Consider the following 26077-nt stretch of genomic DNA (forward strand, 5'->3'; position numbering starts at 1 on the left):
CTTGGGACGGGGCCATCGGCGGCTCTCGGGTCAGACCGTTTCCAGCTCCGGAGTTGCTTTCTTCGAGGAGGTCGTGGTCTTCGCCGTGCTCCTCCTCGGGATCAGCAGGGTCGCCACGGCCGCTGCGGCCACGACTGCCGAGCCGGTGACCAGGGCCGGCTGCAGGCCGTCGACGAAGGTCTGGGCGGTGGCGTAGCCGCCCTGCGACGAGAAGATCGAGGACATGATGGCGATGCCCAGCGCGCCGCCCACTTCGCGCAGGGCGTTGTTCGCGCCGGAGGCCACGCCCTGTTCCCTGGGGCGGACGCTGGACATGACCAGGTTGGAGGCGGGGGCGAAGAAGAGGCCCATGCCGATGCCGCTGACGATCAGGGCGGGCAGTTGCGTGGCGTAGGAGACGCCCGGCGTCACTACGGTCGCCATCCAGCCGAGGCCGAGAGCCTGGAGGAAGAGGCCCGTCGCCACTACGGGGCGGCCGCCGATGCGGTCCGAGAGGATGCCGGCGATGGGCGCCACCAGCATCGGCATGCCGGTCCAGGGCAGCATCCGCAGTCCCGCCTCGGTGGGCGAGTAGCCGAGCACACCCTGCATGAACTGGCTGAGCAGGAAGATCGAGCCGAACATGCCGAGGAACATCAGGAGACTGGCCGCGTTGATGCCGGAGAAGGCCCGGGAGCGGAACAGTCGCATCGGGAGCATCGGGTTCTTGGCGCGCAGGCTGTAGAGGACGAAGGCGGTCAGGAGCGCGGCGCCGGCGAAGAGGCCGGTGAGGACGAGGAAGCTGGTCCAGCCGTCCGCCGGGCCGCGGACCAGGCCGTAGACGATGCCGAAGAGGCCGCCGCTGGCGAGGAGGGTGCCGGGGATGTCGAGGGGGGCACCGGTGCCGTACGACTCGTTCAGGCGGAGGCGGGCCAGGGGCAGGACCGCGATGCCCAGCGGGACGTTGAGCCAGAAGATCCAGTGCCAGGAGACATGCTCGGTGAGGCTGCCGCCGATGAGGGGGCCGGAGGCCACGGCGAGGCCGTTGACGGCACCCCAGATGCCGTAGGCCATGCCACGCCTGGCGGCCGGGACGGCGGCGGTGAGCAGGGTGAGGGTGAGCGGCATCATGATCGCCGCGCCGACGCCCTGGACGGCGCGGGCCGCGATCAGGGAGTCGATGCCGGTGGCCATGGCGGCCGCGGCGGAGGCGCCGGTGAAGACGGTGAGGCCGACGAGGAACATACGGCGCCTGCCGAAGCGGTCGCCCAGGGCCGCGCCGAACATGAGGAGGACGGCGAAGGTGAGGGTGTAGGCGCTGACCGTCCACTCCAGGTCGCCCAGGGCTCCGCCGAGGTCCTTGCGGATCGAGGGGAGGGCGGTGGTGACCACCAGGTTGTCGAGGGCCGCCATGAATCCGGCGACGCTGGTGATGACGAGGGCCCAGACGGTTCCCCCGCGATGGTGCGGTGTTGCGGTGTGCTGCTCTGACATCGCTCCCCCAGAGGGCTGTGGTTGGGTGGTGCCGGTTTTTTGATTAGTTATTGATCACTAAGTTTTGCGGGTAGGGGAATGCGCGTTCGTACGCGCCTTCCGCTTGGTCTACTTCTCCAGGCGGCCCTTGAGCTGGGCCTCCGGGTAGAGGCCCTCCCATACCCTGTGCTCGGGCGGGAAACCCATGGCCACCAGGCAGTTGATGAGCATGCCGTACGCCAGGAACGTCGTCGTCTCGCCGACGTCCGCGCCCAGCGGCACGTGAACCGTGTCCCACAGGCGCATCCAGCCCGCTCGCACTTCCTCGCCGAGCTCGTGGTCGCCGGCCTGCTCGGCGGCGGCCACCGTGACGTACATCTGCATCTGCATCAGCAGCATCTCGGGCCGCTCGGCGATGACCTTCGTGTACGCGTTGGCCATGGCCCGGACGGCTTCCTCGCCCTCCAGCCCCTTGGCCGCCTCCTCGAACGTGCGAATGGTGTCCTCCACGCAGCGCTGGGCGGTCGCGAGGAAGATCGCCTTCTTGCCCGGGAAGAGCCGGAAGAGGTACGGCTGCGAGACGCCCACCCGCTTGGCGATCGCCTCGGTCGAGGTGCCGTAGTAGCCCCCGCGGGCGAACTCGGCGGTCGCCGCGCGGATGACGCTCTCGCGTCGCTCTTCTGCGCTCATCCTTGCCATGAGGAGTAAGTTAGTACTCAATCACTAACTACGTCAAGGGGGGACGGGGCGTCCTCCGTTGGAGGCGCCCCTTACTCGCGCCACGCGCGTGTGCGGCCCGCGCTGTGCGGCACGCACGTGTGGCACGCACGTGTGGCACGCGCGTGTGCGGCACGCACGTGTGTCTCATGCCAGGCGTACGACCGCCCGTGACATGCCCAGCACCTTCTGGCCGGCGCTGGTCGCGGTGAGGTCCACGCGGACGGTGTTGTCGTCGAGCTTGGCGGCCACCTTGGCGCTGACCTCGATCAGGGCGCCCTGGTCGTCGTTGGGGACGACGACGGGCTTGGTGAAGCGGACGCCGTACTCGACGACCGCGCCCGGGTCGCCGGCCCAGTCGGTGACCACCCGGATCGCCTCGGCCATCGTGAACATGCCGTGCGCGATGACGTCCGGCAGGCCCACCTCCTTGGCGAACTTCTCGTTCCAGTGGATCGGGTTGAAGTCCCCGGAGGCGCCCGCGTACTGGACGAGCGCGGCACGGGTCACGGGGAAGGACTGGGCGGGCAGTTCGGTGCCGACCTCGACGTCGTCGTATGCGATCTTCGCCGTCATGCTCACGCCTCCTCTGCCGCGCGCGCGACCAGCTTCGTCCATGCGGTCACCACGTGCTCGCCCGCCTCGTCGTGGACCTCGCCCCGGATGTCGAGGATGTCGTTGCCGGCCAGGGACTTGATCGCCTCGATGGTGGAGGTGACCGTGAGCCGGTCGCCGGCCCGCACCGGGCGGACGTAGGAGAACTTCTGGTCGCCGTGCACCACGCGGCTGTAGTCCAGGCCGAGTTGGGGGTCCTGGACGACCTGTCCGGCGGCCTTGAAGGTGATGGAGAACACGAAGGTCGGTGGGGCGATGACGTCGGGGTGACCGAGCGCCTTGGCCGCCTCCGGGTCCGTGTACGCGGGGTTGGTGTCCCCCACCGCCTCGGCGAACTCGCGGATCTTCTCCCGGCCCACCTCATAGGGGGTGGTGGGCGGGTAGCTCCGCCCCACGAAGGACTGGTCGAGCGCCATGGCTCGCTACCTCCTGCTGATGTCTGCCTGGTGTGTGCGGGGTGGCTCGGCGGCCGGTGGCCGGTGGTCTGTGGCCGGTGGTCTGTGGCCGGTGGTCTGTGGCCTATGGCCGGTGGCTTGTGACCAGTCGGAACCGGTCGGTAACCGAGGCTCAAACGACGCGAGGCCGCCCCCGACTATTGGGGGCGGCCTCGCGAACGAGCCTGATTTATCGCGTCTCGCGGTGCGCGGTGTGCGCGTTGCAACGCGGGCAGTGCTTCTTCATCTCAAGACGGTCCGGGTTGTTGCGCCGGTTCTTCTTGGTGATGTAGTTCCGCTCCTTGCACTCCACGCAGGCCAGCGTGATCTTCGGGCGGACGTCGGTGGCAGCCACGTGAGTGCTCCTTGACGAACGGATGGGACGGTTTAACGCATAGAAGAATAGCCGATCGAAGGACCGACCCCGCAATCGGCTACTGTCAGTAGCGGTGACCGGACTTGAACCGGTGACACAGCGATTATGAGCCGCTTGCTCTACCGACTGAGCTACACCGCTGCGATGCGATCCGTTCCCGCCTCGCGACGGGAACCTCACACACCAGAGCCCCAATACGGAATCGAACCGTAGACCTTCTCCTTACCATGGAGACGCTCTGCCGACTGAGCTATTGGGGCGAGCGATGAAGACATTACACGGTCCGCCGCCGTTCACCCAAATCCGTTTCGCGGCCCCCGTACCGGCCTGTCCGGTCGGTGGGGGTGGGGTGCGCCGCGGCCCGTCCGACCGCCCTCCCACCAGCCTCTCCAGGCCTCTTTCGTACGGCGGACCACACCAGTACGACTATTGCGCTCCTCCCCGTCATGGGCGGATCGCCACCCTAGGCTCGACTCACTCTGCGTGATCTTGCGTCCCCCAGCGCAGTCCCGAGCCCCTGGAGCGCGATGCCCGACAGCCAGCCGCAGCCGCCCCACTCGTCGTCTTCTTCGTCGTCGTCTTCGTCTTCGTCGTCTGGTGCATCAGGGCCCTTGGGTTCCTCGGGGCCGAGTGATTCGGGGGCGCTCCTGTTGTCCGGGGCGCGGCTGACCGATGGGCGCACCGTGGACGTACGGCTCGGCGGTGGGCGGATCGAGGCGGTCGGTACGGCGGGGAGCCTGGCGGTGGGCGGTACGCGCGCGTGTGGTGCGCGTGTGGATCTCAGCGGCTATCTGCTCCTGCCGGCCCCCGCCGAACCGCACATCCACGGCGACACCGCCCTCTCGGCCGACGGGGACGGCCCTGCCTCCCACGACCCCCAGGACGTCCAACGCCGGGCCACCGAGGCCGCGTTGCTGCAGCTCGGGCACGGGGCGACCGCGTCGCGGGCACACGTGCGCGTGGGTGACGTGCAGGGTCTCGGCGCGCTGGCCGCCGTACTGCAGGCCCGGCGTTCGCTGCGCGGGCTGACGGAACTGAGCGCCGTGGCGATGCCGCGGCTGCTGACCGGGGTCGCCGGGGCCGACGGACTGGCCGTGCTGCGGGACGCCGTGAAGATGGGGGCGTCCGTGGTGGGCGGCTGCCCGGACCTGGACCCGGATCCGACGGGGTATGTGGAGGCGGTCCTGGAAGTCGCCTCCGAGCACGGCTGTCCCGTGGACCTGCACACCGACGCCGCCGACCCGGCCCGCCTCGCCCGTCTCGCCGCGATGGCCGGGGGGCTACGGCCGGGCGTGACCCTCGGGCCGTGCGGCGCCCTGGCCCGTCTCCCCACTGAGGCGGCCACCCGCACCGCCGACCAGCTCGCCGCCGCCGGGGTGGCGGTGGTGTGCCTCCCCCAGGGCGGCTGCGGTGCCACCGACCACCGCGGCACGGCTCCGGTACGGCTGCTGCGCGCTGCCGGGGTGCGCGTCGCGGCGGGCAGCGGCGCGTTGCGGGACGTGTCGAATCCGGTCGGCCGCGGTGATCCCCTGGAGGCCGCGTACCTGCTGTCCTCTCGTTATGGCCTGCGCCCCGAGGACGCGTACGACGCGATCAGCTCGTCGGCGCGTGCGGTCCTGGGCCTGCCCGAGGTCCGCGTGGAGGCCGGATTCCCGGCCGAACTGCTGGCGGTGAGGGGGGACTCGCTGCCCGGTGCCCTGTCCCTCGCGTACAGCCGGATCGTGGTGCACCGGGGGCGCGTGGTGGCCCGCACCAGCGCGGTACGGGAGTACTGCAGCTCCGCCGCCGCGGTGGAGTTGGGGTTGCCTCGGCAGGGGCGTGGGTTGTCATGAGGGGGCGGACAGCCGGGAGGGGGCTGCTGGGAGGGGCGGCCGGGAGGGCGTGCTGGGAACGGGGCAGCCGCAGGAGCCTGCCCCCGGATTGCCGGGGGTTGTGGGGCACTGGATGTTGCGCTGACGGGCGTACGCCGGAGCGTGCGTGTGCATTGGGGGCGCACGAAGTGGGGGCGCGCTCGGGGCGTGCATGGCGGGCTGGGGTGTGCGATGTGGGTCTGCGTGCTGTCAGCACACGCCCCCGGCGTGGGTGTCAGCGCTGTGAGCCGCGTGCGGCTTGAGCGTTCGCGGGCGGCACCCCCGCCTGCCCTCGCCGACAGGGCGCGGGCAGCCACAGCTCACGCGCTCCGAGCGCACGCTGTCCGCGTACGCGCCAGGCGCACGCGGCGCTGAGCTCAGGCGCCCGGCGCACACGCGACAGGACCGTGTGCTGGGCGCGCGCAATCCGAACCGGTGCGCACCCGGCGCACACGCATCAGCTCGCCCGCCTGGCGGGCACAATGCCCGCTCGTACGCCTCACCCGCGCGCCCGCCACGCGCCTGGATGGCCCCCTGTACTCCCAGCCCCCTCGGCCCCGCGCCTGCGCTGCGGGCGTGCGCCCTGGGGCGTGGCTCAAGTCGTGCGGCGGATGCGGCCGTCCGGGCGTACGGTCGGAGACATGCGCATTGTCATCGCTGGAGGTCATGGTCAGATCGCGCTGCGGTTGGAGCGGCTGCTCGCCGCGCGCGGAGACGAGGTCGCGGGGATCATCCGGCACGCCGAGCAGGGCGACGACCTGCGAGCGGCCGGCGCCGAACCGGTGCTGCTGGATCTGGAGTCGGCCTCGGTCGAGGAGGTCGCCGAGTGCCTGCGCGGCGCCGACGCGGCGGTCTTCGCGGCGGGCGCAGGTCCCGGCAGCGGAGTGGCCCGTAAGGACACCGTGGACAAGGGGGCGGCGGTCCTGTTCGCGGACGCGGCGGTTCGGGCGGGCGTACGACGGCATGTGATCGTTTCGTCCATGGGAGCCGATCCGGCGCACCGAGGGGACGACGTGTTCGACGTGTATCTGCGGGCGAAGGGCGCGGCGGACGCGTATGTCCGGAGTCTGGACGCGCTCGACTGGACGATCCTGCGCCCCGGTTCGCTGACGAACGACGCCGGCACCGGTCTCGTACGGCTGGAGGCGGACACGGGCCGCGGTGCGATCCCGCGCGACGATGTGGCCGCCGTACTGGCGGAGTTGGTGGATACTCCCGCGACGGCGGGGCTGACCCTGGAGCTGGTCGGCGGGGCGACGCCGGTCTCGGTGGCGGTGAAGTCGGTCGCCGGGAATTGAGGATGGCGGACGCGGGAGGTCCCGGCCGAGCAGGCGGTCGTAAACGATCAGATGTGGCTCAGAACAGGGGCAGTTGGCCGGGCATCTCGGGGATGACGTAGCCGTCCAACGACGGTTGGGCGGCGTCCGGTTGGGCCGGTCGGCGCGAGCCGGGGCAGGAGACCAGTCCGCCGGTCCCGCGGGTGCCGGGCGGGTCGTGCCGGGCGAACCGGCCGGCGACGACGGCGATCTCGCGCCGGCATTCGGGGCAGTGTCTGCGACGAGTGGACATGGGGTCAGTGTGCCCCGGTCCCCGCCGAGTTGATCGTCAGCCGATGTAGGGGGACGTGCGCGTCCGGTCCGCCGCGTGGGTGATGCGCAGGCGCATGGTCGGGTGGATGTCGAGTTCGCAGAGGGCGTCCGGGTCGACCCAGCGGACCTGGGTGGTCTCGCTGCTGGTGCGCAGTTCGCCGCCCGTGGGGCGGGCCCGGAAGCAGAGGCTGAACTGCTGACGGACCTCCCCGTCGTCGTACCGCATGACGTGCCCGGGGTCGGTGTAGATGCCGGACAGGTCGACGACCTCGACCTGGATCCCGGTCTCCTCCCACACCTCGCGCACGACCGTGTCGCTGATGGACTCGCCGAGGTCGTGGCCGCCTCCGGGCAGCGCCCAGCGGCCGTTGTCGGCGCGCTGGACCAGGAGGATGCGCCCGGCGTCGTCCCGTACGAAGGCGACGACGGCGGGCACCACGGAGGTGGCCGGCGGGGCGTCCGGGTCGTGGAAGTAATCGGTGCGGCCCATGGGCCGTACATACCCGCATTCCGACCCCGCTCGCGGACCGGGATCCCTTGGGGGTCTCCTCCGCCGGGTCTCCCGTCGGTCCTCCACTGGGCCCTCACGAAATCCGACTGCCGTGCCCGCCTGACCCCTTCTTGCTTAAGTCAATCAACTGACTTAGCGTTGTCGGGTCGTGCACGCCCGATGCCCAACGTCGCCCACGGAGGCCCGACCATGTCCCACGCACTCCCCCGACCCGCCGACGACGGGGTGGTGTCCGCAGCGCCGCGGGCCAAAGCCGTCGTAGCGGTCCTGGCACTCGGCGGGATCGTGGTCTCGCTGATGCAGACCCTGGTCATCCCGATCGTCCCGGAGCTGCCGAAGCTCCTGAACGCCCCGGCGTCCGACACCGCCTGGGCCGTCACGGCCACGCTGCTCGCCGCGGCCGTCGCCGTCCCGATGATGGGGCGGCTCGGCGACATGTACGGCAAGCGCCGCCTGCTTCTGACGAGCCTGGTGCTGCTGGTCGCGGGTTCGGTGACGGCCGCGCTCAGCGACTCGCTGACCCCGATGATCATCGGGCGGGCGCTGCAGGGCGCGGCCGGCGGTGTCATCCCGCTCGGCATCAGCATCATGCGGGACGAACTTCCCGCGGAACGCCTCGGTTCGGCCACCGCGATGATGAGTGCCTCGCTCGGTGTGGGCGCGGCGCTCGGACTGCCCGCGGCCGCGCTGATCGCCGACAACTTCGACTGGCACGTGCTGTTCTGGAGCTCGGCCGGGATGGGGGTCCTGGCGCTGCTGCTGGTTCTGTTCGTGGTGCCGGAGTCCAAGGTGCGCACGGGCGGTCGCTTCGACGTCGTGGGGGGCGTCGGAATGGCCGCCGGCCTGGTCTGTCTCCTTCTCCCCATCTCCAAGGGCGGCGACTGGGGCTGGGACAGCGGCACCACGCTCGGCCTGTTCGGCGCGTCCGTCGTCGTACTGCTGCTGTGGGGCTGGTACGAGTTGCGGGCCGAGCAGCCGCTGGTCGACCTGCGCACCACCGCGCGCCGCCAGGTGCTCGTCACCAACCTCGCCTCGGTCGCCCTCGGCTTCGGCATGTTTGCGATGTCCCTGGTGCTTCCGCAGCTGCTGCAGTTGCCTGAGGCGACCGGCTACGGCCTGGGCAAGTCGCTGCTCACCGCCGGTCTGGTCATGGCCCCGTCGGGTCTGGTGATGATGGCGGTGGCGCCGGTCTCCGCCGCCCTCTCCAAGGCGAAGGGCCCGAAGGCGAGCCTGATGCTCGGGTCCCTGATCGTCGCGGCCGGCTACGGCCTGCAGATCCTGCTCATGTCGGAGGTCTGGCAGTTCGTACTGGTCTCCTGCGTCATCGGTTCCGGTATCGGCTTCACGTACGGCGCGATGCCCTCGCTCATCATGGGCGCCGTGCCGCCCTCGCAGTCCGGCGCGGCCAACAGCCTCAACACACTGATGCGGTCCATCGGCACCTCGACCGCCAGTGCCGTCGCCGGCGTCATCCTCTCCCAGATGACCACCCGCCTGGGCCCCCTCTCCGTCCCCTCCGAGAACGGCTTCAAGACGGTCCTCGCGGTGGGCGGCGGCGCCGCTCTGCTGGCGTTCGCGGTGGCTTCGTTCATTCCGCGGCACGTGGCTACGGCTTCTGGCGGCGGGACGTCGGTCGAGGGTGCGTCGGGCAGTGGAGCTACGGCGGCTGCGGGCGCCGCAGTGGTGGCGGCACCGAGCCCGGCAGGCGCGGTCGTCGGTGCGGCAGCGTACGACTCGTCGGTGGGCGGCGCCGGCATGGACACGCTCGGTCGAGTCCCGTCGGACTCGGGCACCGGGGACGGCCTCGGCCCGCTCGCCCGCCCGAACGCCGGCGGGATCCCCGTGACCGGGCACGTCTTCGCCACCGAGCGCGTACCGGTGGCCACCGCCGCGGTCACCCTGATCTCCCTCGGCGGCGAACAACTGAGCCGGTCGGTCTCGCGGCAGGACGGTTCGTACGGCGTCGAGGCGCCCAGCGCCGGCTCGTACGTGCTGATCGCTTCCGCCGAGGGGTTCCAGCCTCAGGCCTCGACGCTCGTCGTCACGGACGTCCCGGTGTCGTACGACGTCCTGCTGAGCGGCACCAGTGGACTCGCCGGTCTGGTGCGGTCCGCGGACAGCGGGGCGCCCGTCGCCGACGCGGTGGTCATCGTGACGGATGTGCGCGGGGAGGTGCTGGCCACCGGACGGACGGACGTGCTGGGCGAGTTCACGGTCACCGACCTGGTGCCGGGAACGGTGACCCTGGCCGTCAACTCCCCCAAGCACCGGCCGCTGGCCCTGCCCGTCGAGATCGGCTCCACGGGCGCCACGCGGGTCGAGGTGGAACTCCGGCCGGGCGCCCACGTCCGGGGCACGGTCCGCGGAGGCGGCGCCCCGTTGAGCGACGCCCGCGTGACCCTCGTCGACGCGGCGGGCAACGTGATCGCCACGACCCGCACCGACCTGGACGGCGCCTACGCCTTCTCCGACCTGGACAGCGGCGCGTACACGGTCATCGCGACGGGGTACCCGCCGCGCGCGGCGACGGTGACGGTCTCGGGAAGCGACGCCGACGAACACGACATCGAACTCACGCACAGCCCGGAGTAGTTCAGGGAGGGGGGAGGTGGGCGGGCGAGGGTGGGCGGGCGGAGGTGGGCGGGCGAAAGCGGGCGGGCGAGGGTGGCCGACCGGGACTGCCCGGCCGCCCACCGGGCGGGGCGGTCAGCCCGGCCCGCGCAGCCCACATCCGCCGTCCACACCCACCGCCTGCACGCAAAGACCCCCTCCGCTCTGCGTCTCCGCAGAATGGAGGGGGTCTCTCTCAGCGTGGCGGCGCCAGGATTCGAACCTGGGAAGGTAGAACCGGCAGATTTACAGTCTGCTCCCTTTGGCCGCTCGGGCACACCGCCGGGGTTGCTGCCGTTCGAACCGCTTTTCGGCGGTGCTCCGTGGCAACGACGTAAACAATACCCGATGCCGAGGGGTGCTTCGCCACCCGATTGATCTGCGCTCGGAGGACCAGGGGTGGCTAGGCTTGTGCGGATGCAGCCCGGGCAACACGCCGGGCTCGGCGGTCACCCCCACGCCCGCCGATCCGCACCCCACACCTACCCCGATACAAGGAGCCACAGGACATGGCCGACTCCAGTTTCGACATCGTCTCGAAGGTCGAGCGGCAGGAGGTCGACAACGCCCTCAACCAGGCCGCCAAGGAGATCTCGCAGCGCTACGACTTCAAGGGCGTGGGAGCCTCGATCTCGTGGTCCGGTGACAAGATCCTCATGGAGGCGAACTCAGAGGACCGGGTCAAGGCCGTCCTCGACGTCTTCCAGTCCAAGCTGATCAAGCGCGGGATCTCCCTGAAGGCGCTGGACGCGGGCGAGCCCCAGCTCTCGGGCAAGGAGTACAAGATCTTCGCGTCGATCGAGGAGGGCATCTCCCAGGAGAACGCGAAGAAGGTGGCGAAGATCATCCGCGATGAGGGTCCGAAGGGCGTGAAGGCCCAGGTCCAGGGGGACGAGCTGCGGGTCAGCTCCAAGAGCCGGGACGATCTGCAGGCCGTCATCGCCCTTCTGAAGGGCAAGGACTTCGACTTCGCGCTCCAGTTCGTGAACTACCGGTGACACCGGTGGGACAGGTGACGTCGGCGACATCAGGCAGTCGCTGACTTCTCCGGCGTACGAGAAGGGTGGGCACCCGTCGGTGCCCACCCTTCTCCCCTGCTGGCTGCGGTCCGGGGGTGTACTCGGTGGTGCTCAGTCGCGCGAGTTGCCGAACAGGATGCGGTAGACGATCAGCAGGACCAGCGAGCCGCCGATCGCCGCTGCCCAGGTGGCGCCGTCGTAGAAGTTCTTGGTGATCGGATGGTCCAGCCAGCGGGCCGAGATCCAGCCGCCGATGAAGGCGCCCGCGATACCGATGAGCGTCGTGCCGATGAAGCCGCCCGGGTCGCGGCCCGGCAGCAGGAACTTGGCGATGGCCCCGGCCAACAGCCCCAGAATGATCCAGCTGATGATCGTCATGCCGTGAACCTGCCCCTCCGCACTGTGCTTGCACTGTCCGTACGGTGTGATTTCGGTGCGGACCTGCTGTGCGCCGCGCGTCGTGCGTCCGTGGCGCGCGGGCCGGGTGCCGGTCGGTCCGTACGACCGGCTCGTCGCGCGCCTGTTCGTGCTCTGTTGGGATAGAGGACGTCACGGCGGCACTCCTCGGTTGCGGCGATCAGTAGGGTGCCGGACATGACGCATTCCGGCGCCGCGTCCGAGCTACGCCGCACCCTGGGTGTCGGGGACGCCGTGGTCATCGGGCTCGGCTCGATGGTCGGGGCGGGCATCTTCGCCGCTCTCGGGCCGGCGGCACGCGCCGCAGGTTCGGGGCTGCTGGTCGGCCTGGCGGTCGCCGCCGTGGTCGCGTACTGCAACGCCACCTCGTCGGCGCGGCTGGCCGCGCGGTATCCGGCCTCCGGCGGCACGTATGTGTACGGGCGCGAGCGGCTGGGTGCGTTCTGGGGTTATCTCGCGGGCTGGTCGTTCGTCGTCGGGAAAACGGCCTCCTGTGCGGCGATGGCGCTGACCGTGGGCGCCTACGTCTGGCCTGCGCAGACTCATGCCGTGGCGGTCGCCGCCGTGGTGGCGCTGACGGCGGTGAACTACGGCGGCATCCAGAAGTCCGCCTGGCTGACGCGGGCGATCGTGGCGGTGGTGCTGGCGGTCCTCGCTTCCGTGGTGGTCGTGTGCCTGGGGTCGGGGACGTCCGAGGCCGCGCGCCTGAGCGTCGGGACGTCGGGCGGTGTGGGCGGGGTGCTGCAGGCGGCCGGTCTGCTGTTCTTCGCGTTCGCGGGATACGCCCGCATCGCGACCCTCGGTGAGGAGGTACGGGATCCTGCGCGCACCATCCCCCGAGCCATCCCGGTGGCTCTGGGCATCGCGCTCGCGGTCTACGTGTGTGTGGCGGTGGCCGTCCTTTCGGTGCTGGGGGCGGATGGTCTCGGGCGGGCGGAGGCCCCGCTGGCCGAGGCGGTGCGGGCTGCCGGGGTGCCGGGGATGGTCCCGGTCGTGCGGGTGGGTGCCGCGGTGGCCGCGCTGGGTTCGCTGCTCGCCCTGATCCTGGGTGTCTCACGGACGACGCTGGCGATGGCACGGGACCGGCATCTGCCCGGCGCGCTGTCGGCCGTGCATCCGCGCTTCCAGGTGCCCCACCGGGCCGAACTGGCTGTCGGCGCGGTCGTCACCGTCCTGGCCGCCACGGTGGATGTCCGGGGCGCGATCGGGTTCTCCTCCTTCGGTGTGCTGGCGTACTACGCCGTGGCCAACGCCTCCGCCTGGACCCTCGATCCGGCCCCGAAGGCGCGCCTGTTGCCGGCGGTGGGACTCGTCGGCTGCGTGGTACTGGCGTTCTCGCTGCCGGGCGTCTCGACGGTCGTGGGCGCGGCGGTGTTGGCGGTGGGTGCGCTGGCGTACGGGATGCGTCGGCGGGTGACGGGGCGGCGCGAGACGTAGGCGGTCGTCGAGTGCGGGGGCGGCGTCAGGAGGTCGGCGCCTGCGCCGCCGTACGTATGCGGAAGTCGGTCCAGGCAGGCATCTGGAACTCGTCGTCCATCACGTCGTACCAGCCTGTGCCGTCGACCCAGGCCCTCAGCCAGTCCGCGAGGTCAGGGGTGTCCACGAACCAGGCATGGTCGGGGTCGCCCGGGTTGGGCTCGAACAGCAGGACCGTGGCTTGCGGGGAGCGGCAGTCCACGCAGGCGTACATGGCGCATCCCCAGTGGGATATCGGCAGGATGCCCTCGGGCCAGGGCCAGTCGGGGTCCTTGCGGCCGCTGTCGCGGTTGGCCAGGTACTGCACCACGGCGGCGGGCTCACCGGCCGGCGAACTGTCGAGCAGGGGCAACAGGCCGTATTCCGGGCCGAATCCGCCGTCCCCTATCCGCAGGTACAGGTCGGAGAGCAGTGAGGAAGGGGGAAGCCCAGGGCGGCCTCGGCGCGGGCCAGCGTCGCCTCGTCGGCGGGCTCGGGGAGGGAAGGCCAGCCCCAGGGGCGGGTGTTGCGTGCCTTGGCGGCCACCCGTGCCAGCAACTGCTCGTTCTCGGTCATGGGTTCATGATGCAAGCCGCCACTGACAATCGGGCGGGCCTGTGGACAACCTCGGGATTGTGGAAAACCTCGGGATTGTGGAAAAAATCGGCTGTGGAAAACGCGGCGGCCCGGGCGGGGGTCCGGCGAAGCCGCCGGTCTTCCGTTCGGGCCGCGGGTAGGAGGAGCAGGGGTGTGCCGTGTTGCCGAAAGGGGCGAGGCGATCAGCGGGTCGCGAAGGGCTCGTCCGTGCGTACGATCTCGCGGCCGAGCGGCAGCAGGGAAACCGGGATCAGCTTGAAATTGGCGATGCCGAACGGGATGCCGATGATCGTGATGCACAGCGCGATGCCGGTGACGATGTGCGTCAGCGCCAGCCACCAGCCCGCGAGGACCAGCCACAGGACGTTGCCCACGCATGAGGGCGCACCGGCGTCACGGCGCTCGACCGTGGTGTACCCGAAGGGCCACAGGGCGTAGACGCCGATACGGAACGCGGCGATTCCAAAGGGAATGCCGATGATCGTGATGCAGAGCAGGAGTCCCGCGGCCACGTAACCGAGGAACAGCCAGAAGCCGCTGAGGACCAGCCAGATGACGTTCAGGATGGTTTTCACTGGGGGCGACCTGCCATCTTCTCGAGGCGGGCGATGCGGTCCGCCATCGGCGGATGTGTCGAGAACATCTTGGAGAGTCCCTGACCAGGACGGAAGGGGTTCGCGATCATCATATGACTCGCGGTCTCGATGCGCGGCTCGGGCGGCAGCGGCAGCTGCTGAGTGCCCGTCTCCAGCTTGCGCAGCGCGCTGGCGAGGGCGAGCGGGTCACCGGTCAGCTGGGCGCCGGAGGCGTCGGCCTCGTACTCGCGTGAGCGGCTGATCGCCAGCTGGATGAGGGTGGCCGCGAGCGGGCCCAGGATCATGATGAGCAGCATGCCGAGGATGCCGGGGCCGTCGTCGTCGTCCGAACGGCCGATCGGGATCAGCCAGGCGAAGTTGACCAGGAACATGATCACCGAGGCGAGGGCTCCGGCGACCGACGAGATGAGGATGTCCCGGTTGTAGACGTGGCTGAGCTCGTGGCCGATGACTCCGCGCAGTTCGCGCTCGTCCAGGAGGCGCATGATGCCTTCCGTGCAGCACACGGCGGCGTTGCGGGGGTTGCGGCCCGTGGCGAAGGCGTTGGGGGCCTCCGTCGGGGAGATGTACAGGCGCGGCATGGGCTGGCGGGCCTGGGTGGAGAGGTCGCGGACCATGCGGTAGAGGGCAGGGGCCTCGAACTCGCTCACCGGGCGCGCGCGCATCGCGCGTAGAGCCAGTTTGTCGCTGTTCCAGTACGCGTACGCGTTCGTGCCCAGCGCGACGAGAACCGCTACGACGAGCCCCATGCGGCCGAAGAAGCTGCCGATGACGATGATGAGGGCGGACAGTCCTCCGAGGAGTACTGCGGTCCTTAGCCCGTTGTGCCGGCGGTGCACGGTACGCCCTCCAAGTCGTGCAGCAGGGGAACCCTTTGCTTGCGGATCGTGCTTGCTGTCGTTGACGCCACTGGCCCGTGGTGACACGTCCAGTGGATCCTCCCGCCCAGCTCAACGCCAGGCGCGGGTCACTAGTTCCCTTGTGCGTACGGCGGCATGCCTCGGCCGTGCGGGTGACGGGCCCGGCGGAGGTTCAGAAGAGGCCGGTGCCGGCGAATCGCAGGACCAGTTGGGGGGCTCCGGAGAGGGCGATGCCGAGGACGCCGGTGAGGGTGATCGCGGCGGTGAGGGGCGCCGGGAGGCGGTGTCTGACGGGCTCGCCCTCGGGGGCACGGAACAGCAGGGCCGTCCACTGCAGGTAGTAGAAGAGGGCGATCACGACGTTGGCGGCCATGACGACGGCCAGCCAGCCCAGGCCCGCGTTCACGGCGGCGGAGAAGACGGTGACCTTGGCGAACAGGCCGATGATGCCCGGGGGCAGTCCGGCGAGGCAGAGCAGGAAGAAGGCCAGGAGGAGGGCGGCGAACGGGTTCGTGGCGTAGAGGCCGCGGTAGTCGGTGATGCGGTTGGCGGTCCTGGTGCGGCCCACCAGTGCGGCCACGGCGAAGGCGCCGAGGTTCACGGCTGCGTACATGAGGGCGTAGGCGACCGTGGAGCCGATGGAGCGTTCGGCGTCGTTCGAGTAGGCGGCCGCGGCGATCGGTACGAGGAGGTAGCCGGCCTGGCCGACCGAGGACCAGGCGAGGAGGCGTACGGCGCTGTACGCGCGCGTGGCCTGCTGGCGCAGGGCGCCGACGTTGCCGACGGTCATGGTGAGGGCGGCCAGGGCGGCGAGTGCGGGACCCCAGACGTCGGCGTACGACGGGAAGGCGACCACTGTGACGAGGATCAGGCCGGTGAAGCCGACCGCCTTGCCGACGACCGACAGGTAGGCGGCGATCGGGAGCGGGGCTCCTACATAGGTGTCGGGGACCCAGAAGTGGAAGGGTACGGCGGCGGTCTTGAAGGCGAAGCCGACGAGGGTGAGGACGACGCCGGTCTGGGCGAGGGTGTGGAGCTGGCCGTCGACGTGCTGGATGCGGTCGGCGACCTGGGTGAGGTAGAGGGTGCCGGTGGAGGCGTACACGAAGCTGATGCCCATGAGGCTGACGGCGGTCGCGGTGACCGACGACAGGAAGAACTTCAGGGCGGCTTCCGAGGACTTCTTGTCGCCGTGCCGGATGCCGACGAGGGCGAAGGCCGGCAGGGAGGCGACCTCCAGGGCGACGACGAGGGTCGCGAGGTCGCGGGAGGCGGGCAGGAGGGCGGCGCCGGCTGCGGAGGACAGCAGGAGGAACCAGTACTCCCCTTCGGGGAGTTGTCTGTCCGCGTCCTTGAGGGTGGTGACCGACAGCAGGGCGGCCAGGAGGGCTCCGCCGAGGACCAGGAACTGGATGACCAGGGTGAAGCGGTCCGCGGTGTAGCTGCACGCGTGCGTGCCGTTCACGCAGAAGGTGGCACGGTCGCCGTCCAGCAGCGGCAGGAGCATCACTGCGGCTGCGGCGAGGCCTGCGACGGAGACCCAGCCGAGGAGCGGTTTGCGTGCCTCGGGCACGAACAGGTCGGCGACGAGGACGACGAGTCCGACGGCCGCCGCGATGGTGGGGGGCGCGATGGCGAGCCAGTCGACGGACTGGACGAGGTTCGCGGCCAGGGCGCTCATCGGGTGCCTCCTGCGAGGAGCTGTTGCACGGCCGGGTCGGTCAGGCCGAGAAGGGCCCTGGGCCACAGCCCGGCGACGACGGTGAGGGCGACGAGCGGAGTCCAGGCCGCGAACTCGTACGTGTGGACGTCGGCGAGTTCCGGCGCTTCCTGCGGTACGGCGCCCATGCAGACGCGGCGGACGACGACGAGCATGTACGCGGCGGTGAGGAGGGTGCCGAAGGCGGCGATCGCCATGAAGGTGAGGAAGGCGGGGCGGCTGAGGTCCGCGGCCGGCTTGAAGGCGCCGAACAGGGCCAGCATCTCGCCCCAGAACCCGGCCAGTCCCGGCAGGCCGAGCGAGGCGACCGCGGCGAACGCGAGGAGGCCGCCGAGGCGGGGGGCCTTGCCGTAGAGCGCGGCGCCGCTCTCCTCGGCGAGGGTGTCGAGGTCGGTCGTGCCGGTGCGGTCCTTGAGCCCTCCGACCAGGAAGAACAGCAGGCCGGTGATGAGGCCGTGGGCGATGTTGGCGAACAGGGCGCCGTTGACGCCGGTCGGGGTCATGGTCGCGATGCCGAGCAGGACGAAGCCCATGTGGCCGACGGAGGAATAGGCGATGAGCCGCTTGAGGTCGCCCTTGGCGCCCTGCTTGGCGAGGGCCAGGCAGGCCAGGGATCCGTAGATGATGCCGACGACGGCGAAGGCGGCGAGATAGGGGGCGAAGGTGTGGAAGCCGTCCGGCGCGATCGGGAGGAGGATCCGGACGAACCCGTACGTACCCATCTTCAGCAGGACACCGGCCAGCAGGACCGAACCGACGGTCGGGGCGGCGGTGTGGGCGTCGGGCAGCCAGCTGTGCAGCGGCCACATCGGTGTCTTGACCGCGAGCCCGATCCCGATCGCCAGAACGGCGATGACCTGCACGGATGTGGTGAGTGACCGGCCGTTGTCAGTGGCGAGTGCCACCATGTCGAAGGTGCCGGCCTTGATCCCGATCAGGAGCAGGCCGAGCAGCATGACGACCGAACCGAGCAGTGTGTAGAGGATGAACCGCCAGGCGGCCCGGGTCCTGCCCTCGCCGCCCCAGCGGGCGATGAGGAAGTACATCGGGATGAGCACCATCTCGAACGCCAGGAAGAACAGCAGCAGATCGAGGACGGCGAAGGTCGCGAGCGTGCCGGACTCGAGGACGAGCAGCAGGGCGACGAAGGCCTTCGGGGTCGGGCCCGCGGGCATCTTGAAGTACGAGTAGAGCGCGCAGAGGAAGGTCAGCAGCGCGGTCAGGACCAGAAGGGGGAGGGAGATGCCGTCGATGCCGAGGTGGATGCGCACATCGAGTGCGGGGATCCAGCTGATGTCGGTCGTGGCCTGCATCTTCGACGGGTGGTCGTGGTCGAAGCCGAGCGCGAGGACGATCGTCGCGATGAGGACCGCGCCGGTCACGGTGACGCCGTGCCGGAGCACGGCCTGCCCGGGCGACTTCCCCTTCAGTCCGGGCGGTGCGGGCAGGAGAGCCGCGACCGCGCCGAGGAGCGGGGCGACGACGACGAACGCCAGAAGGAACTGCATCACGGACTCGTTGATATCGATCACGCCTGCTCACGCTCCCGTGGCGACGAGGAGAACGGCGACCGCGAGGACGACGGTGCCGGCGAGCAGCGCGCTCACATAGGTCTGCACATTGCCGGTCTGGGCACGGCGTACGGCGGCTCCGAGCAGCCGGGGCAGGGCGCCCGCACCGCGTACGTATGTCTCGACGACCTCGCGGTCCAGGAACCGCACGAGGCTCGCTCCGGCCTGGACCGGGCGGACGAAGAGGGTCGCGTACACGGCGTCGAGGTGGAAGCCGACGGCCGCGTGCCGGTGCAGGGGACCGAGCAGCAGCCGTCCGGGGTCGGCGGGATCGGGCGCGTGGGCCACTCCCCCGTACGCGGGCGCGTGGCTGGCGATCGCCTCGGCCTCTACCAGCCCGGCGTCGCCCTCGGGGTGGGCCGCGACCGCTCCCAGCGGAACGCGGGCGGCGAGGGCGGTGGTGTGGCGCCAGGCCGCGTAGGTGACGATGACGCCGGCCAGGGCCAGTCCCGTGCCGACGACGGAGGTGGTCAGGGTCGGGGTGAGGTCGTGGCCGTCGAACCAGTCCGGCAGCAGGCGGAAGGTGAACCCGCCCAGCGCGAGGGACGGCACGGCGAGCACCCACAGCACGACGGTCATGGTGAGGGGTTGCCTGCCGTGGTCGGGGGCCTCGGCGCCTCGGCCGTGGAAGGCCAGCAGCCACAGGCGCGTCGCGTACGCGGCGGTGAGCAGGGCCGTGAGCAGACCGGCGACGAGGGTGATCCAGCCGGAGGCTGCGGGGACGTGCTCGGTGTGGCCGGTGACGACGTGCTCGGCGGCGCCCAGGACGGACTCCTTGGAGAAGAAGCCGCTGAAGGGCGGGATCGCGGCGAGCGCGAGCAGCGCCACGGTCATGGTCCAGAAGGCGTCTGGGACGCGGTCGCGCAGGTTGCTCACGCGGGACATCGCGGCCAGCGAGTTGGTGCCGGCGGCATGGATGACGACGCCGGCGGCCAGGAACAGCAGTGCCTTGAAGGCGCCGTGCGTGAGGAGGTGGAAGACGGCGGCCCCGCGCTCGCCGACGGCGAGGGCGCCGGTCATGTAGCCGAGCTGGCCGATGGTCGAGTAGGCGAGGACCCGCTTGATGTCGTCCTGGGCGAGCGCGGCGAGACCGGAGCCGAGCATCGTGACGGCGGCCATGACGGCGAGGACGACCATCGCGGCCCGGCTGGCCTCGAACACGGGGAGGAGACGGGCGACGAAGTAGACACCGGCGGCCACCATGGTCGCCGCGTGGATCAGTGCGGAGACGGGCGTCGGGCCCGCCATCGCGTCGGGAAGCCAGCTGTGCAGCGGGAACTGCGCCGACTTGCCCGCCACGCCTGCCAAAAGCAGCAGGGCGATGACGGTCGGGTGGCCGAGTCCGCCGTGCGCGACGGCGCCGAGGACCTTGGTGATGCGGAAGGAGCCGGTCTCGGTGGCGAGCGCGAACAGACCGATCAGGAAGGGGACATCACCGAGCTTGGTCACCAGGAAGGCCTTGATGGAGGCGGCACGGGCCTCCGGGGTCTCCCAGTAGTGGCCGACGAGGAAGTAGGAGCAGATGCCCATGATCTCCCAGCCGACCAGCAGCACGATCAGGTCGCCGGAGTAGACGACGAGCAGCATCGCGGAGGTGAACAGCGAGACGAGAGCGGCGTACGAGGGGTAGCGCGGGTCGTCGCGGAGGTAGCCCGTGGAGTAGATCTGCACGCAGGTCGCGACCACGCCGACCAGGACGGCGACGAGAGCGGCGAAGCCGTCGAGGTGGAGGGAGAGCTCGATCGGGACGGAGCCGGTGGGGGTCAGCTCGGTGGCCGCGTCGACGGCCCGTCCGCCGCCTTGGTCCGCCGCGACGAGGACGGCGAGGACGAGGGCCGCGAGGGTCGGCACAACGGCCAGCGGCCGGACGAAGCCGGGAGTCGTACGGCCCAGCAGCAGGCCTGCGACCGCCCCCAGGAAGGGCAGGAGGGGGACGAGGACGGCGAGGGTGGTCGTGGTCACGCGGTGGCCTCGGTCTTCCCGGCCCGGCCGGCCTGCTCGGCCGCGAGGGCGTCACTGTCGGGGCCGTCGGTCTCGTGGCCCTCGGCGGTGTCCCGGAGCTTGTCGATGTCCGAGGTGCCGCGGTTGCGGTAGACGGCGAGGACGATCGCCAGGCCGATGCCGATCTCGGCGGCGGCGATGGCGATGGTGAACAGGGTCAGGGCCTGACCGGAGTGCAGGGTGTCCCGGGTGGTCCGGCTGAGCCAGACGTCGAAGGCGACCAGGTTCAGGTTGACGGCGTTGAGCATCAGCTCGACCGACATGAGCACGAGGATCGCGTTGCGGCGGGCGAGGACTCCGTACAGGCCCGTGCAGAAGAGGAGGGCGGCCAGCACGGCGGGATAGGCGAGGTGCATCAGCGGGCGCCTTCCTGCTCGGCCGGGCTCTGCTGCACGGCGGACTTCGACTGCCCGGCGGGGGCCTGTCCCCCGATCGGGTGATTCCGGGAATCCGGGACGGATGGGGAACCACCGGTCACGGCCCGGGAGTTCACAGGGGGAGAGCTCGACTCGGCCTTCGCCTTGCGGGACAGGACGATGGCGCCGACCAGTGCGGCGAGGAGGAGGACGGAGAGGGCCTCGAAGGGAAGGACCCAGTTCTGGAACAGGCTGGCGCCGGTCACGGCCGTGGATCCGGAGGCGGGGCCGTCCAGGTCGACCCAGGTCGTGCGGAAGGCGTCGACGACGACCCAGACCAGGGCGGCAGCCGCGGCGACGGCCACGGTGAGGGCGGCCCAGCGGTTTCCGGAGTCGGCGTCCGGCGATCGGCCGATGGGGGCCTTCGTGAGCATGAGACCGAAGAGGAGGAGCACGACGACGGAACCGACATAGATGAGGACCTGCACCCAGGCGATGAACTCGGCGGTGAGCAGGAGGTATTCGACGGCCAGACCACCCAGGGTGACCACCAGCCAGAGGGCGGCGTGCACCAGCTGTCGGGTGGTGACGGTGACGAGCGCGGCGCCGAAGGTGACCAGGCCGACGAGGAGGAAGGCGATCTCGACTCCGGTCGGGGAGAGGAAGCCGTGTTCCGCGGCGGAGAGGGTCACGGCTGTTCTCCCTGCGGCTCGGTCGGTCCCTGCGGCTCGGTCGGCTCCGTCTGCGCCGCCGCCAGTTTCTCGGCGGTCTTGCGGGCGGCGGCGATCTCCTTCGGCTCCTCCGCGCCGGGATCGAGAGCGGGCGGGGCCGGGACCGTCCACATCCACTCGCGGAGCTTGTCGCGTTCGTGGGTGAGTTCGTGGATGTCGGTCTCGGCGTACTCGAACTCCGGTGACCAGAACAGGGCGTCGAAAGGACAGACCTCGATGCAGATACCGCAGTACATGCACAGGGAGAAGTCGATGGCGAAGCGGTCCAGGACGTTGCGGCTGCGCTCGCGTCCGCCGGGGGCGGCCGGCGGGACGGTCTCCTTGTGGGAGTCGATGTAGATGCACCAGTCCGGGCACTCCCGGGCGCACAGCATGCAGACCGTGCAGTTCTCCTCGAACAGGCCGATCACGCCTCGGGTGCGGGGCGGAAGGTCGGGCTGGACGTCGGGGTACTGCTCGGTGACGGTCTTCTTCGTCATCGTGCGGAGGGTGACGGCCAGGCCCTTGGCCAGGCCGGAGCCGGGGAAGCGGGGCCGGGCCGGCGGGGCAACGCCACGCCGGGTGGACGGGACGGGCTCGGCCATGGCTACTGGATCACCACCTTGACGATGCCGGTGAGGGCGATCTGAGCGAGGGAGAGGGGGACGAGGAGAGTCCAGGAGAGTTTCTGGAGCTGGTCCTCGCGCAGGCGGGGGTAGGTGACGCGGAGCCAGATCACGACGAAGGCGAGGACGGCCGTCTTCAACAGGGTCCACACCCAGCCGAGGCCGTCGGCGCCCCAGGGGCCGTGCCAGCCGCCGAGGAAGAGGACGGTGGTCAGGCCGCACAGGACGATGATCCCGGCGTACTCGGCGAGGAGGAACAGGGCGAAGCGGAGGCCGGTGTACTCGGTGTAGGCGCCGAAGATGATCTCCGAGTCGGCCACGGGCATGTCGAAGGGCGGCCGCTGGAGTTCGGCGAGTCCGGCGACGAAGAAGACGACGGCGCCGACGATCTGCCAGGGCAGCCACCACCAGTGGAACGCGTCGAGGATGCCGGGGAGGGAGACGGTGCCGGCCGCCATCGCGACGGAGGCAGCGGCGAGGAGCATCGGGAGCTCGTAGGCGAGGAGCTGGGCGGCGGTGCGGAGGCCGCCGAGGAGGGAGAACTTGTTGGCGGAGGCCCAGCCGGCCATGAGGGAGCCGAGGACGCCGACGCCCATCACCGCGAGGACGAAGAAGATGCCGGCGTCCAGGACCTGGCCGACGGCGCCCTCGCCGGGGCCGATGGGGATGGCGAGGAGGACGACGAGGTACGGGAGGAGGGCGACGGCGGGGGCGAGCTGGAACACGCGGCGGTCGGCGCCGGCCGGTACGACGTCTTCCTTCTGGGCGAACTTCACGCCGTCGGCGACGAGTTGGGCCCAGCCGTGGAATCCGCCCGCGTACATCGGGCCGAGGCGGCCCTGCATGTGGGCCATCACCTTGTGCTCGGTCTGACCGACGATCAGGGGGAAGGTGAGAAAGACGACGAACACGACCAGGAGTCGCAGGGCGACGTCGAGAGCGCCGTTCACTGCGTGCCTCCTGCGGGGTCTTCGGGGCTGGGGGTGTCGGGGCTGGGGGTGTCGCGGGCGGGTTCTTGTGACGCGGGCCTGTTCTGTCCGGTCTGCTCGGGGGTGGTCGGCTCCGGTGCCGGAGCGGGGGTCGGCTGGTCGGCCCCCTCCTGCGGCCGGGGCTTGGGGGCCGGGCGGGCGGATGGGGCGGGGTCGTCGAAGGCTGGGCGGGCGTGGTGCCAGGGAGCGTCCGGGCTGCGCGGGGCCGTGGGCGCCTTCGGTTCGGGTGTGGTCGAGGTGGGCCGTGACCGGGCGCCCTGGTCGGTCGACGCCGAGCCCCGCTGGCTCGCCGAGCCCTGGCTCGAACTCCGCGACCGCCGGGGGGCGGTGGGCGCCGCTGGGGCGGGGGGCTCAGAGGCAGGGGGCTCCGAGGCGCCGGTCGGGGACTCGGCAGCCCCGGCTGCGGGCTCGGCGGCCTCGGCTGCAGGCTCGGCGGCCTCGGCTGCGGGCTCGGCGGCCTCGGCTGCGGGGGTTGCGGGCTCGGCGGCAGGCGTCACGTCCTCAGCCCGAGGCGCTGACCCCTCCGCCGCGCTCTGGGTGCCCGCCGCCGTCTGACTCACGGAACCGTCGGTCGCCGAGCGGGTACGCCGGGGTGTGGTGGTCGACGGGGCATCTGCAGCGGGGGTCTTGCCGACCACCGTCTCGGCCTGACTCGCCGAACCTTCAGCCGCCGAACGCGCACGCCGGGGTGTGGTGGTCGACGGGGCATCTGCAGCGGGGGTCTTGCCGACCACCGTCTCGGCCTGACTCGCCGAACCTTCAGCCGCCGAACGCGCACGCCGGGACTCTGCCCCCTCCGACGTCCTCGTCTGGCTCGCCGAGCCCTCAGCCGCCGAACGCGCACGCCGCGGGCCTGCCCCCGACGCGCCTGGCGTCTGGCTCGCCGAGCCCTCGGCTGTCGTGCGGGTGCGGCGTGTGGCGGACGTCGGAGGGTTGGGTGCCGGCGTTGGAGGCTCGGGCTTCTCCGTGGGGGTGTTTGTCTGGCTGGCGGAGCCTTCGGATGCCGAGCGGGTTCGGCGGGGCGGGCGGTCGGCTGCGGTACGGGTCGGGCGGTCTGGCGCAGTCCGGTCCGCTGCCGTGCGGCCCGCTGCTCGGGTGGGGCGGGACGGGGCCGGGGGGAGTTGGCCCTTCAGGGGGCCCCACTCGTTGGGGTCGGGGACGCCCGGGGGGAGCATCTGGCGACGTTTGGGGCCGCCGTGGTCGGATTCGCCGGGCTCCTTGGCGCCGGGCCAGGCCTTGGCGACTCGGGCGGCGAGGACGAAGTCCTTGCGGAGGGGGTGGCCCTCGAAGGTCTCCGGGAGGAGGAGGTGGTCCAGTGCCGGGTGGCCTTCGAAGGTCACGCCGAACATTTCGTGGGTCTCGCGTTCGTGCCATGCGGCGCCCGCGTAGAGGTTCACCGCGCTCGGGAGCGCAGGCGCCTCGTGCGGGACCGTCGTACGCAGGAGGAGGCGGCGGACCGGGGCGAGGGCCACGACGTGTGCGGAGACACGGAAGCCCGTGCCGGGTTCGTCGACCGCGCTCAGCCAGTCGAAGTAGGTGCAGGCCAGTTGGTCACGGGCCACCGCCAGCGCGGTGAGCCAGGAGGCGGGCGGTACGTCCACGGTCAGGACGTCATAGGACAGGTCCGCCGTGGCCTCCGTACCGAACAGTTCCTCGACCGGGGCGGGAAGCCAGCCGACCGTGTTCATCGGCCCTCCTCTGCAGCGGGAGGGTCGGAAGCCGGAGAGTCATCGGCAGCGGAATCGGCGTCGGCGTCGGCATCGGAAACACCGGCCTCCGAAGACGAAGTCCCGGCCTCTGATGAGGCCCGTGTGCCAGAAGCCGGCCCCCTCACCAACCCGCTCTGCAGCGCCCCCACCGACGCCCGGCCACCCGTGTCGACCGCGCCGTACCGTTCGCCCAGGGACTCCCTGGCGATCTTCTCCTGGAGTTTGAGGATGCCCTGGAGGAGGGCTTCGGGGCGGGGTGGGCAGCCGGGGACGTAGACGTCGACCGGGATGATCTGGTCGACGCCCTTGGTGACGGAGTAGGAGTCCCAGTAGGGGCCGCCGCAGTTGGAGCAGGCGCCGAAGGAGATGACGTACTTCGGTTCCGGCATCTGTTCGTACAGGCGCTTCACAGCCGGGGCCATCTTGTCCGTGACCGTGCCCGAGACGACCATCAGGTCGGCCTGGCGCGGGCCCGGGGCGAAGGGGATCACGCCGAGGCGGATGAAGTCGTGGCGGGCCATCGACGCGGCGATGAACTCGATCGCGCAGCAGGCCAGGCCGAAGTTGAAGACCCAGAGGGAGTAGCGGCGGCCCCAGTTGAGGATCACCTTCATCGGCTCGGGCGCGAGGCGCGCGAGAGCGCCGAGCCGCTTCGGCTCCGGCAACAGAACCGGCTGCTCCGGCAACCGCTGCTCCGGTGGCAGAACCGGCGGCTGCCCCTCGGCGGCGGTGACGTCGGTGTCTGGCCTCACGTCCATGCCAGAACGCCCTTCTTGTATGCGTACAGCAGCCCCACGGCCAGGAAGCCGAGGAAGATGAACATCTCGACCAGGGTCGTCGCGCCGTAACCCGGGGCGGCGAAGACCGTAGCCCAGGGGAACAGGAAGATCGAGTCGACGGCGAAGACGACGTACAGGAAGGCGTAGACGTAGTAGCGGACCTGGGTGTGGGCCCAGCCCTCGCCGACGGGGTCGACCCCGCACTCGTACGTCAGGAGCTTCTCCGGGGTGGGGACCACCGGCCGCAGCAGGCGGCCCGCGCCGAAGGCGACGGCCACGAAGAGCACGCCGACCACGGCGAGCAGTCCGACGACCGAGTACGACCGGAAGTAGCCCGCCGCGATGACGACGGTCGGTTCCCGCACGTCCGTCCCCTCACTCGCTTCACTCGCTGCTGTTCGACGATCTGTACGCAGGGAGTCTAGGCCCTGATAAAGGGACGGTAAGCAGCCCGTCAGGCCTTGAGATCGGCACGTGATGCCGAGGTGGGGTTTTCCCCAGCGGACGGGGGCGGCCGA

General features: G+C 70.8%; 25 protein-coding genes, 3 tRNA genes and 1 pseudogene. 5 read left to right on the forward strand and 24 right to left on the reverse strand.

Going from position 1 to position 26077, the window contains the following annotated elements; genetic code table 11:
- Positions 1-30: 30 nt before the first annotated feature.
- The 7 genes from MKW14_RS30095 to MKW14_RS30125 all read right to left on the reverse strand — a co-directional run bounded on the left by MKW14_RS30095 (position 31) and on the right by MKW14_RS30125 (position 3854).
- Positions 31-1473 carry a DHA2 family efflux MFS transporter permease subunit gene (locus tag MKW14_RS30095; RefSeq protein WP_240867776.1) on the reverse strand — a complete coding sequence of 481 codons (1443 nt, stop codon included), beginning with the start codon at positions 1471-1473 and terminating at the stop codon, positions 31-33.
- A gap of 108 nt (positions 1474-1581) precedes the next feature.
- Complete coding sequence (locus tag MKW14_RS30100; protein WP_240867779.1) at positions 1582-2151, reverse strand: TetR/AcrR family transcriptional regulator; 570 nt, start codon at positions 2149-2151, stop codon at positions 1582-1584.
- Between the two features lie 165 nt (positions 2152-2316).
- On the reverse strand, positions 2317-2745 hold the full coding sequence (locus MKW14_RS30105) for a MaoC family dehydratase (RefSeq protein ID WP_240867782.1): 429 nt from the start codon (positions 2743-2745) through the stop codon (positions 2317-2319).
- A 2-nt stretch (positions 2746-2747) separates the two neighbouring features.
- Positions 2748-3200 carry an FAS1-like dehydratase domain-containing protein gene (locus MKW14_RS30110; protein ID WP_240867786.1) on the reverse strand — a complete coding sequence of 151 codons (453 nt, stop codon included), beginning with the start codon at positions 3198-3200 and terminating at the stop codon, positions 2748-2750.
- A 208-nt stretch (positions 3201-3408) separates the two neighbouring features.
- The gene (gene rpmG / locus MKW14_RS30115) at positions 3409-3573 is read right to left on the reverse strand and encodes a 50S ribosomal protein L33 (RefSeq protein ID WP_003948671.1); all 165 of its coding nucleotides are present in this window, start codon (positions 3571-3573) and stop codon (positions 3409-3411) included.
- 89 nt (positions 3574-3662) lie between these two features.
- Positions 3663-3735 (reverse strand) — tRNA-Met (locus MKW14_RS30120).
- Positions 3736-3781: 46 nt separating this feature from the next.
- Positions 3782-3854 (reverse strand) — tRNA-Thr (locus MKW14_RS30125).
- 267 nt (positions 3855-4121) lie between these two features.
- Here MKW14_RS30125 and MKW14_RS30130 point away from each other — a divergent pair.
- Both MKW14_RS30130 and MKW14_RS30135 read left to right on the forward strand, forming a co-directional pair.
- Positions 4122-5426, forward strand: coding sequence for an amidohydrolase family protein (locus MKW14_RS30130; protein ID WP_240867789.1), 1305 nt, complete (start codon positions 4122-4124; stop codon positions 5424-5426).
- A 659-nt stretch (positions 5427-6085) separates the two neighbouring features.
- Positions 6086-6742 (forward strand): SDR family oxidoreductase, encoded by a 657-nt coding sequence (locus MKW14_RS30135; protein WP_240867792.1) that lies wholly within the window; start codon positions 6086-6088, stop codon positions 6740-6742.
- A 58-nt stretch (positions 6743-6800) separates the two neighbouring features.
- Here the strand turns inward: MKW14_RS30135 and MKW14_RS30140 are convergent, their stop codons facing one another.
- Positions 6801-7013, reverse strand: coding sequence for a hypothetical protein (locus MKW14_RS30140; RefSeq protein WP_240867795.1), 213 nt, complete (start codon positions 7011-7013; stop codon positions 6801-6803).
- Between the two features lie 36 nt (positions 7014-7049).
- A complete protein-coding gene (locus MKW14_RS30145) occupies positions 7050-7523 on the reverse strand; it encodes an NUDIX domain-containing protein (RefSeq protein ID WP_240867798.1) in 474 nt (157 codons plus the stop codon).
- 210 nt (positions 7524-7733) lie between these two features.
- On the opposite strand from MKW14_RS30145, the gene MKW14_RS30150 reads away from it, so the two are divergent.
- A complete protein-coding gene (locus tag MKW14_RS30150) occupies positions 7734-10136 on the forward strand; it encodes an MFS transporter (RefSeq protein ID WP_240867800.1) in 2403 nt (800 codons plus the stop codon).
- A gap of 220 nt (positions 10137-10356) precedes the next feature.
- Here the strand turns inward: MKW14_RS30150 and MKW14_RS30155 are convergent.
- Positions 10357-10438: transfer RNA gene (locus tag MKW14_RS30155), tRNA-Tyr, on the reverse strand.
- A gap of 225 nt (positions 10439-10663) precedes the next feature.
- Here MKW14_RS30155 and MKW14_RS30160 point away from each other — a divergent pair.
- Positions 10664-11152 (forward strand): YajQ family cyclic di-GMP-binding protein, encoded by a 489-nt coding sequence (locus MKW14_RS30160; RefSeq protein WP_019756392.1) that lies wholly within the window; start codon positions 10664-10666, stop codon positions 11150-11152.
- A 132-nt stretch (positions 11153-11284) separates the two neighbouring features.
- Here the strand turns inward: MKW14_RS30160 and MKW14_RS30165 are convergent, their stop codons facing one another.
- Entirely contained in the window at positions 11285-11551 is a 267-nt protein-coding gene (locus MKW14_RS30165) for a GlsB/YeaQ/YmgE family stress response membrane protein (RefSeq protein ID WP_240867802.1), read from the reverse strand.
- A gap of 216 nt (positions 11552-11767) precedes the next feature.
- On the opposite strand from MKW14_RS30165, the gene MKW14_RS30170 reads away from it, so the two are divergent.
- Positions 11768-13027 (forward strand): APC family permease, encoded by a 1260-nt coding sequence (locus MKW14_RS30170; RefSeq protein WP_240867805.1) that lies wholly within the window; start codon positions 11768-11770, stop codon positions 13025-13027.
- A 25-nt stretch (positions 13028-13052) separates the two neighbouring features.
- Here the strand turns inward: MKW14_RS30170 and MKW14_RS30175 are convergent.
- The 13 genes and pseudogenes from MKW14_RS30175 to MKW14_RS30235 form a co-directional block, all read right to left on the reverse strand.
- Positions 13053-13621, reverse strand: a pseudogene (locus MKW14_RS30175) (SMI1/KNR4 family protein).
- 203 nt (positions 13622-13824) lie between these two features.
- Complete coding sequence (locus tag MKW14_RS30180; RefSeq protein ID WP_240867809.1) at positions 13825-14217, reverse strand: YccF domain-containing protein; 393 nt, start codon at positions 14215-14217, stop codon at positions 13825-13827.
- Positions 14214-15077, reverse strand: a complete 864-nt coding sequence (gene htpX, locus MKW14_RS30185; RefSeq protein ID WP_240867812.1) for a zinc metalloprotease HtpX — start codon at positions 15075-15077, stop codon at positions 14214-14216. Before htpX ends, MKW14_RS30180 begins: the two co-directional genes overlap by 4 nt.
- 193 nt (positions 15078-15270) lie before the next feature.
- Positions 15271-16779, reverse strand: coding sequence for an NADH-quinone oxidoreductase subunit N (locus MKW14_RS30190; protein WP_240867816.1), 1509 nt, complete (start codon positions 16777-16779; stop codon positions 15271-15273).
- The gene (locus MKW14_RS30195) at positions 16776-18350 is read right to left on the reverse strand and encodes an NADH-quinone oxidoreductase subunit M (RefSeq protein ID WP_240867819.1); all 1575 of its coding nucleotides are present in this window, start codon (positions 18348-18350) and stop codon (positions 16776-16778) included. The genes MKW14_RS30190 and MKW14_RS30195 overlap by 4 nt, the downstream gene beginning before the upstream one ends.
- A gap of 6 nt (positions 18351-18356) precedes the next feature.
- Entirely contained in the window at positions 18357-20351 is a 1995-nt protein-coding gene (locus MKW14_RS30200) for an NADH-quinone oxidoreductase subunit 5 family protein (protein WP_240867820.1), read from the reverse strand.
- Positions 20348-20746, reverse strand: a complete 399-nt coding sequence (gene nuoK / locus MKW14_RS30205; protein ID WP_240867823.1) for an NADH-quinone oxidoreductase subunit NuoK — start codon at positions 20744-20746, stop codon at positions 20348-20350. Before nuoK ends, MKW14_RS30200 begins: the two co-directional genes overlap by 4 nt.
- Positions 20746-21438, reverse strand: a complete 693-nt coding sequence (locus MKW14_RS30210) for an NADH-quinone oxidoreductase subunit J family protein (RefSeq protein ID WP_240867827.1) — start codon at positions 21436-21438, stop codon at positions 20746-20748. Before MKW14_RS30210 ends, nuoK begins: the two co-directional genes overlap by 1 nt.
- Complete coding sequence (locus MKW14_RS30215; protein ID WP_240867830.1) at positions 21435-22061, reverse strand: NuoI/complex I 23 kDa subunit family protein; 627 nt, start codon at positions 22059-22061, stop codon at positions 21435-21437. Before MKW14_RS30215 ends, MKW14_RS30210 begins: the two co-directional genes overlap by 4 nt.
- A 2-nt stretch (positions 22062-22063) precedes the next feature.
- On the reverse strand, positions 22064-23032 hold the full coding sequence (locus MKW14_RS30220) for a complex I subunit 1/NuoH family protein (protein WP_240867833.1): 969 nt from the start codon (positions 23030-23032) through the stop codon (positions 22064-22066).
- Positions 23029-24759 (reverse strand): NADH-quinone oxidoreductase subunit C, encoded by a 1731-nt coding sequence (locus tag MKW14_RS30225; RefSeq protein WP_240867835.1) that lies wholly within the window; start codon positions 24757-24759, stop codon positions 23029-23031. Before MKW14_RS30225 ends, MKW14_RS30220 begins: the two co-directional genes overlap by 4 nt.
- Entirely contained in the window at positions 24756-25538 is a 783-nt protein-coding gene (locus tag MKW14_RS30230) for an NADH-quinone oxidoreductase subunit B (RefSeq protein WP_240867837.1), read from the reverse strand. Before MKW14_RS30230 ends, MKW14_RS30225 begins: the two co-directional genes overlap by 4 nt.
- Positions 25529-25924 (reverse strand): NADH-quinone oxidoreductase subunit A, encoded by a 396-nt coding sequence (locus tag MKW14_RS30235; protein ID WP_240867840.1) that lies wholly within the window; start codon positions 25922-25924, stop codon positions 25529-25531. The genes MKW14_RS30230 and MKW14_RS30235 overlap by 10 nt, the downstream gene beginning before the upstream one ends.
- Between the last annotated feature and the right edge of the window lie 153 nt (positions 25925-26077).

It is taken from the genome of Streptomyces gilvus, from assembly GCF_022513565.1.
Lineage (GTDB): Bacteria > Actinomycetota > Actinomycetes > Streptomycetales > Streptomycetaceae > Streptomyces > Streptomyces gilvus.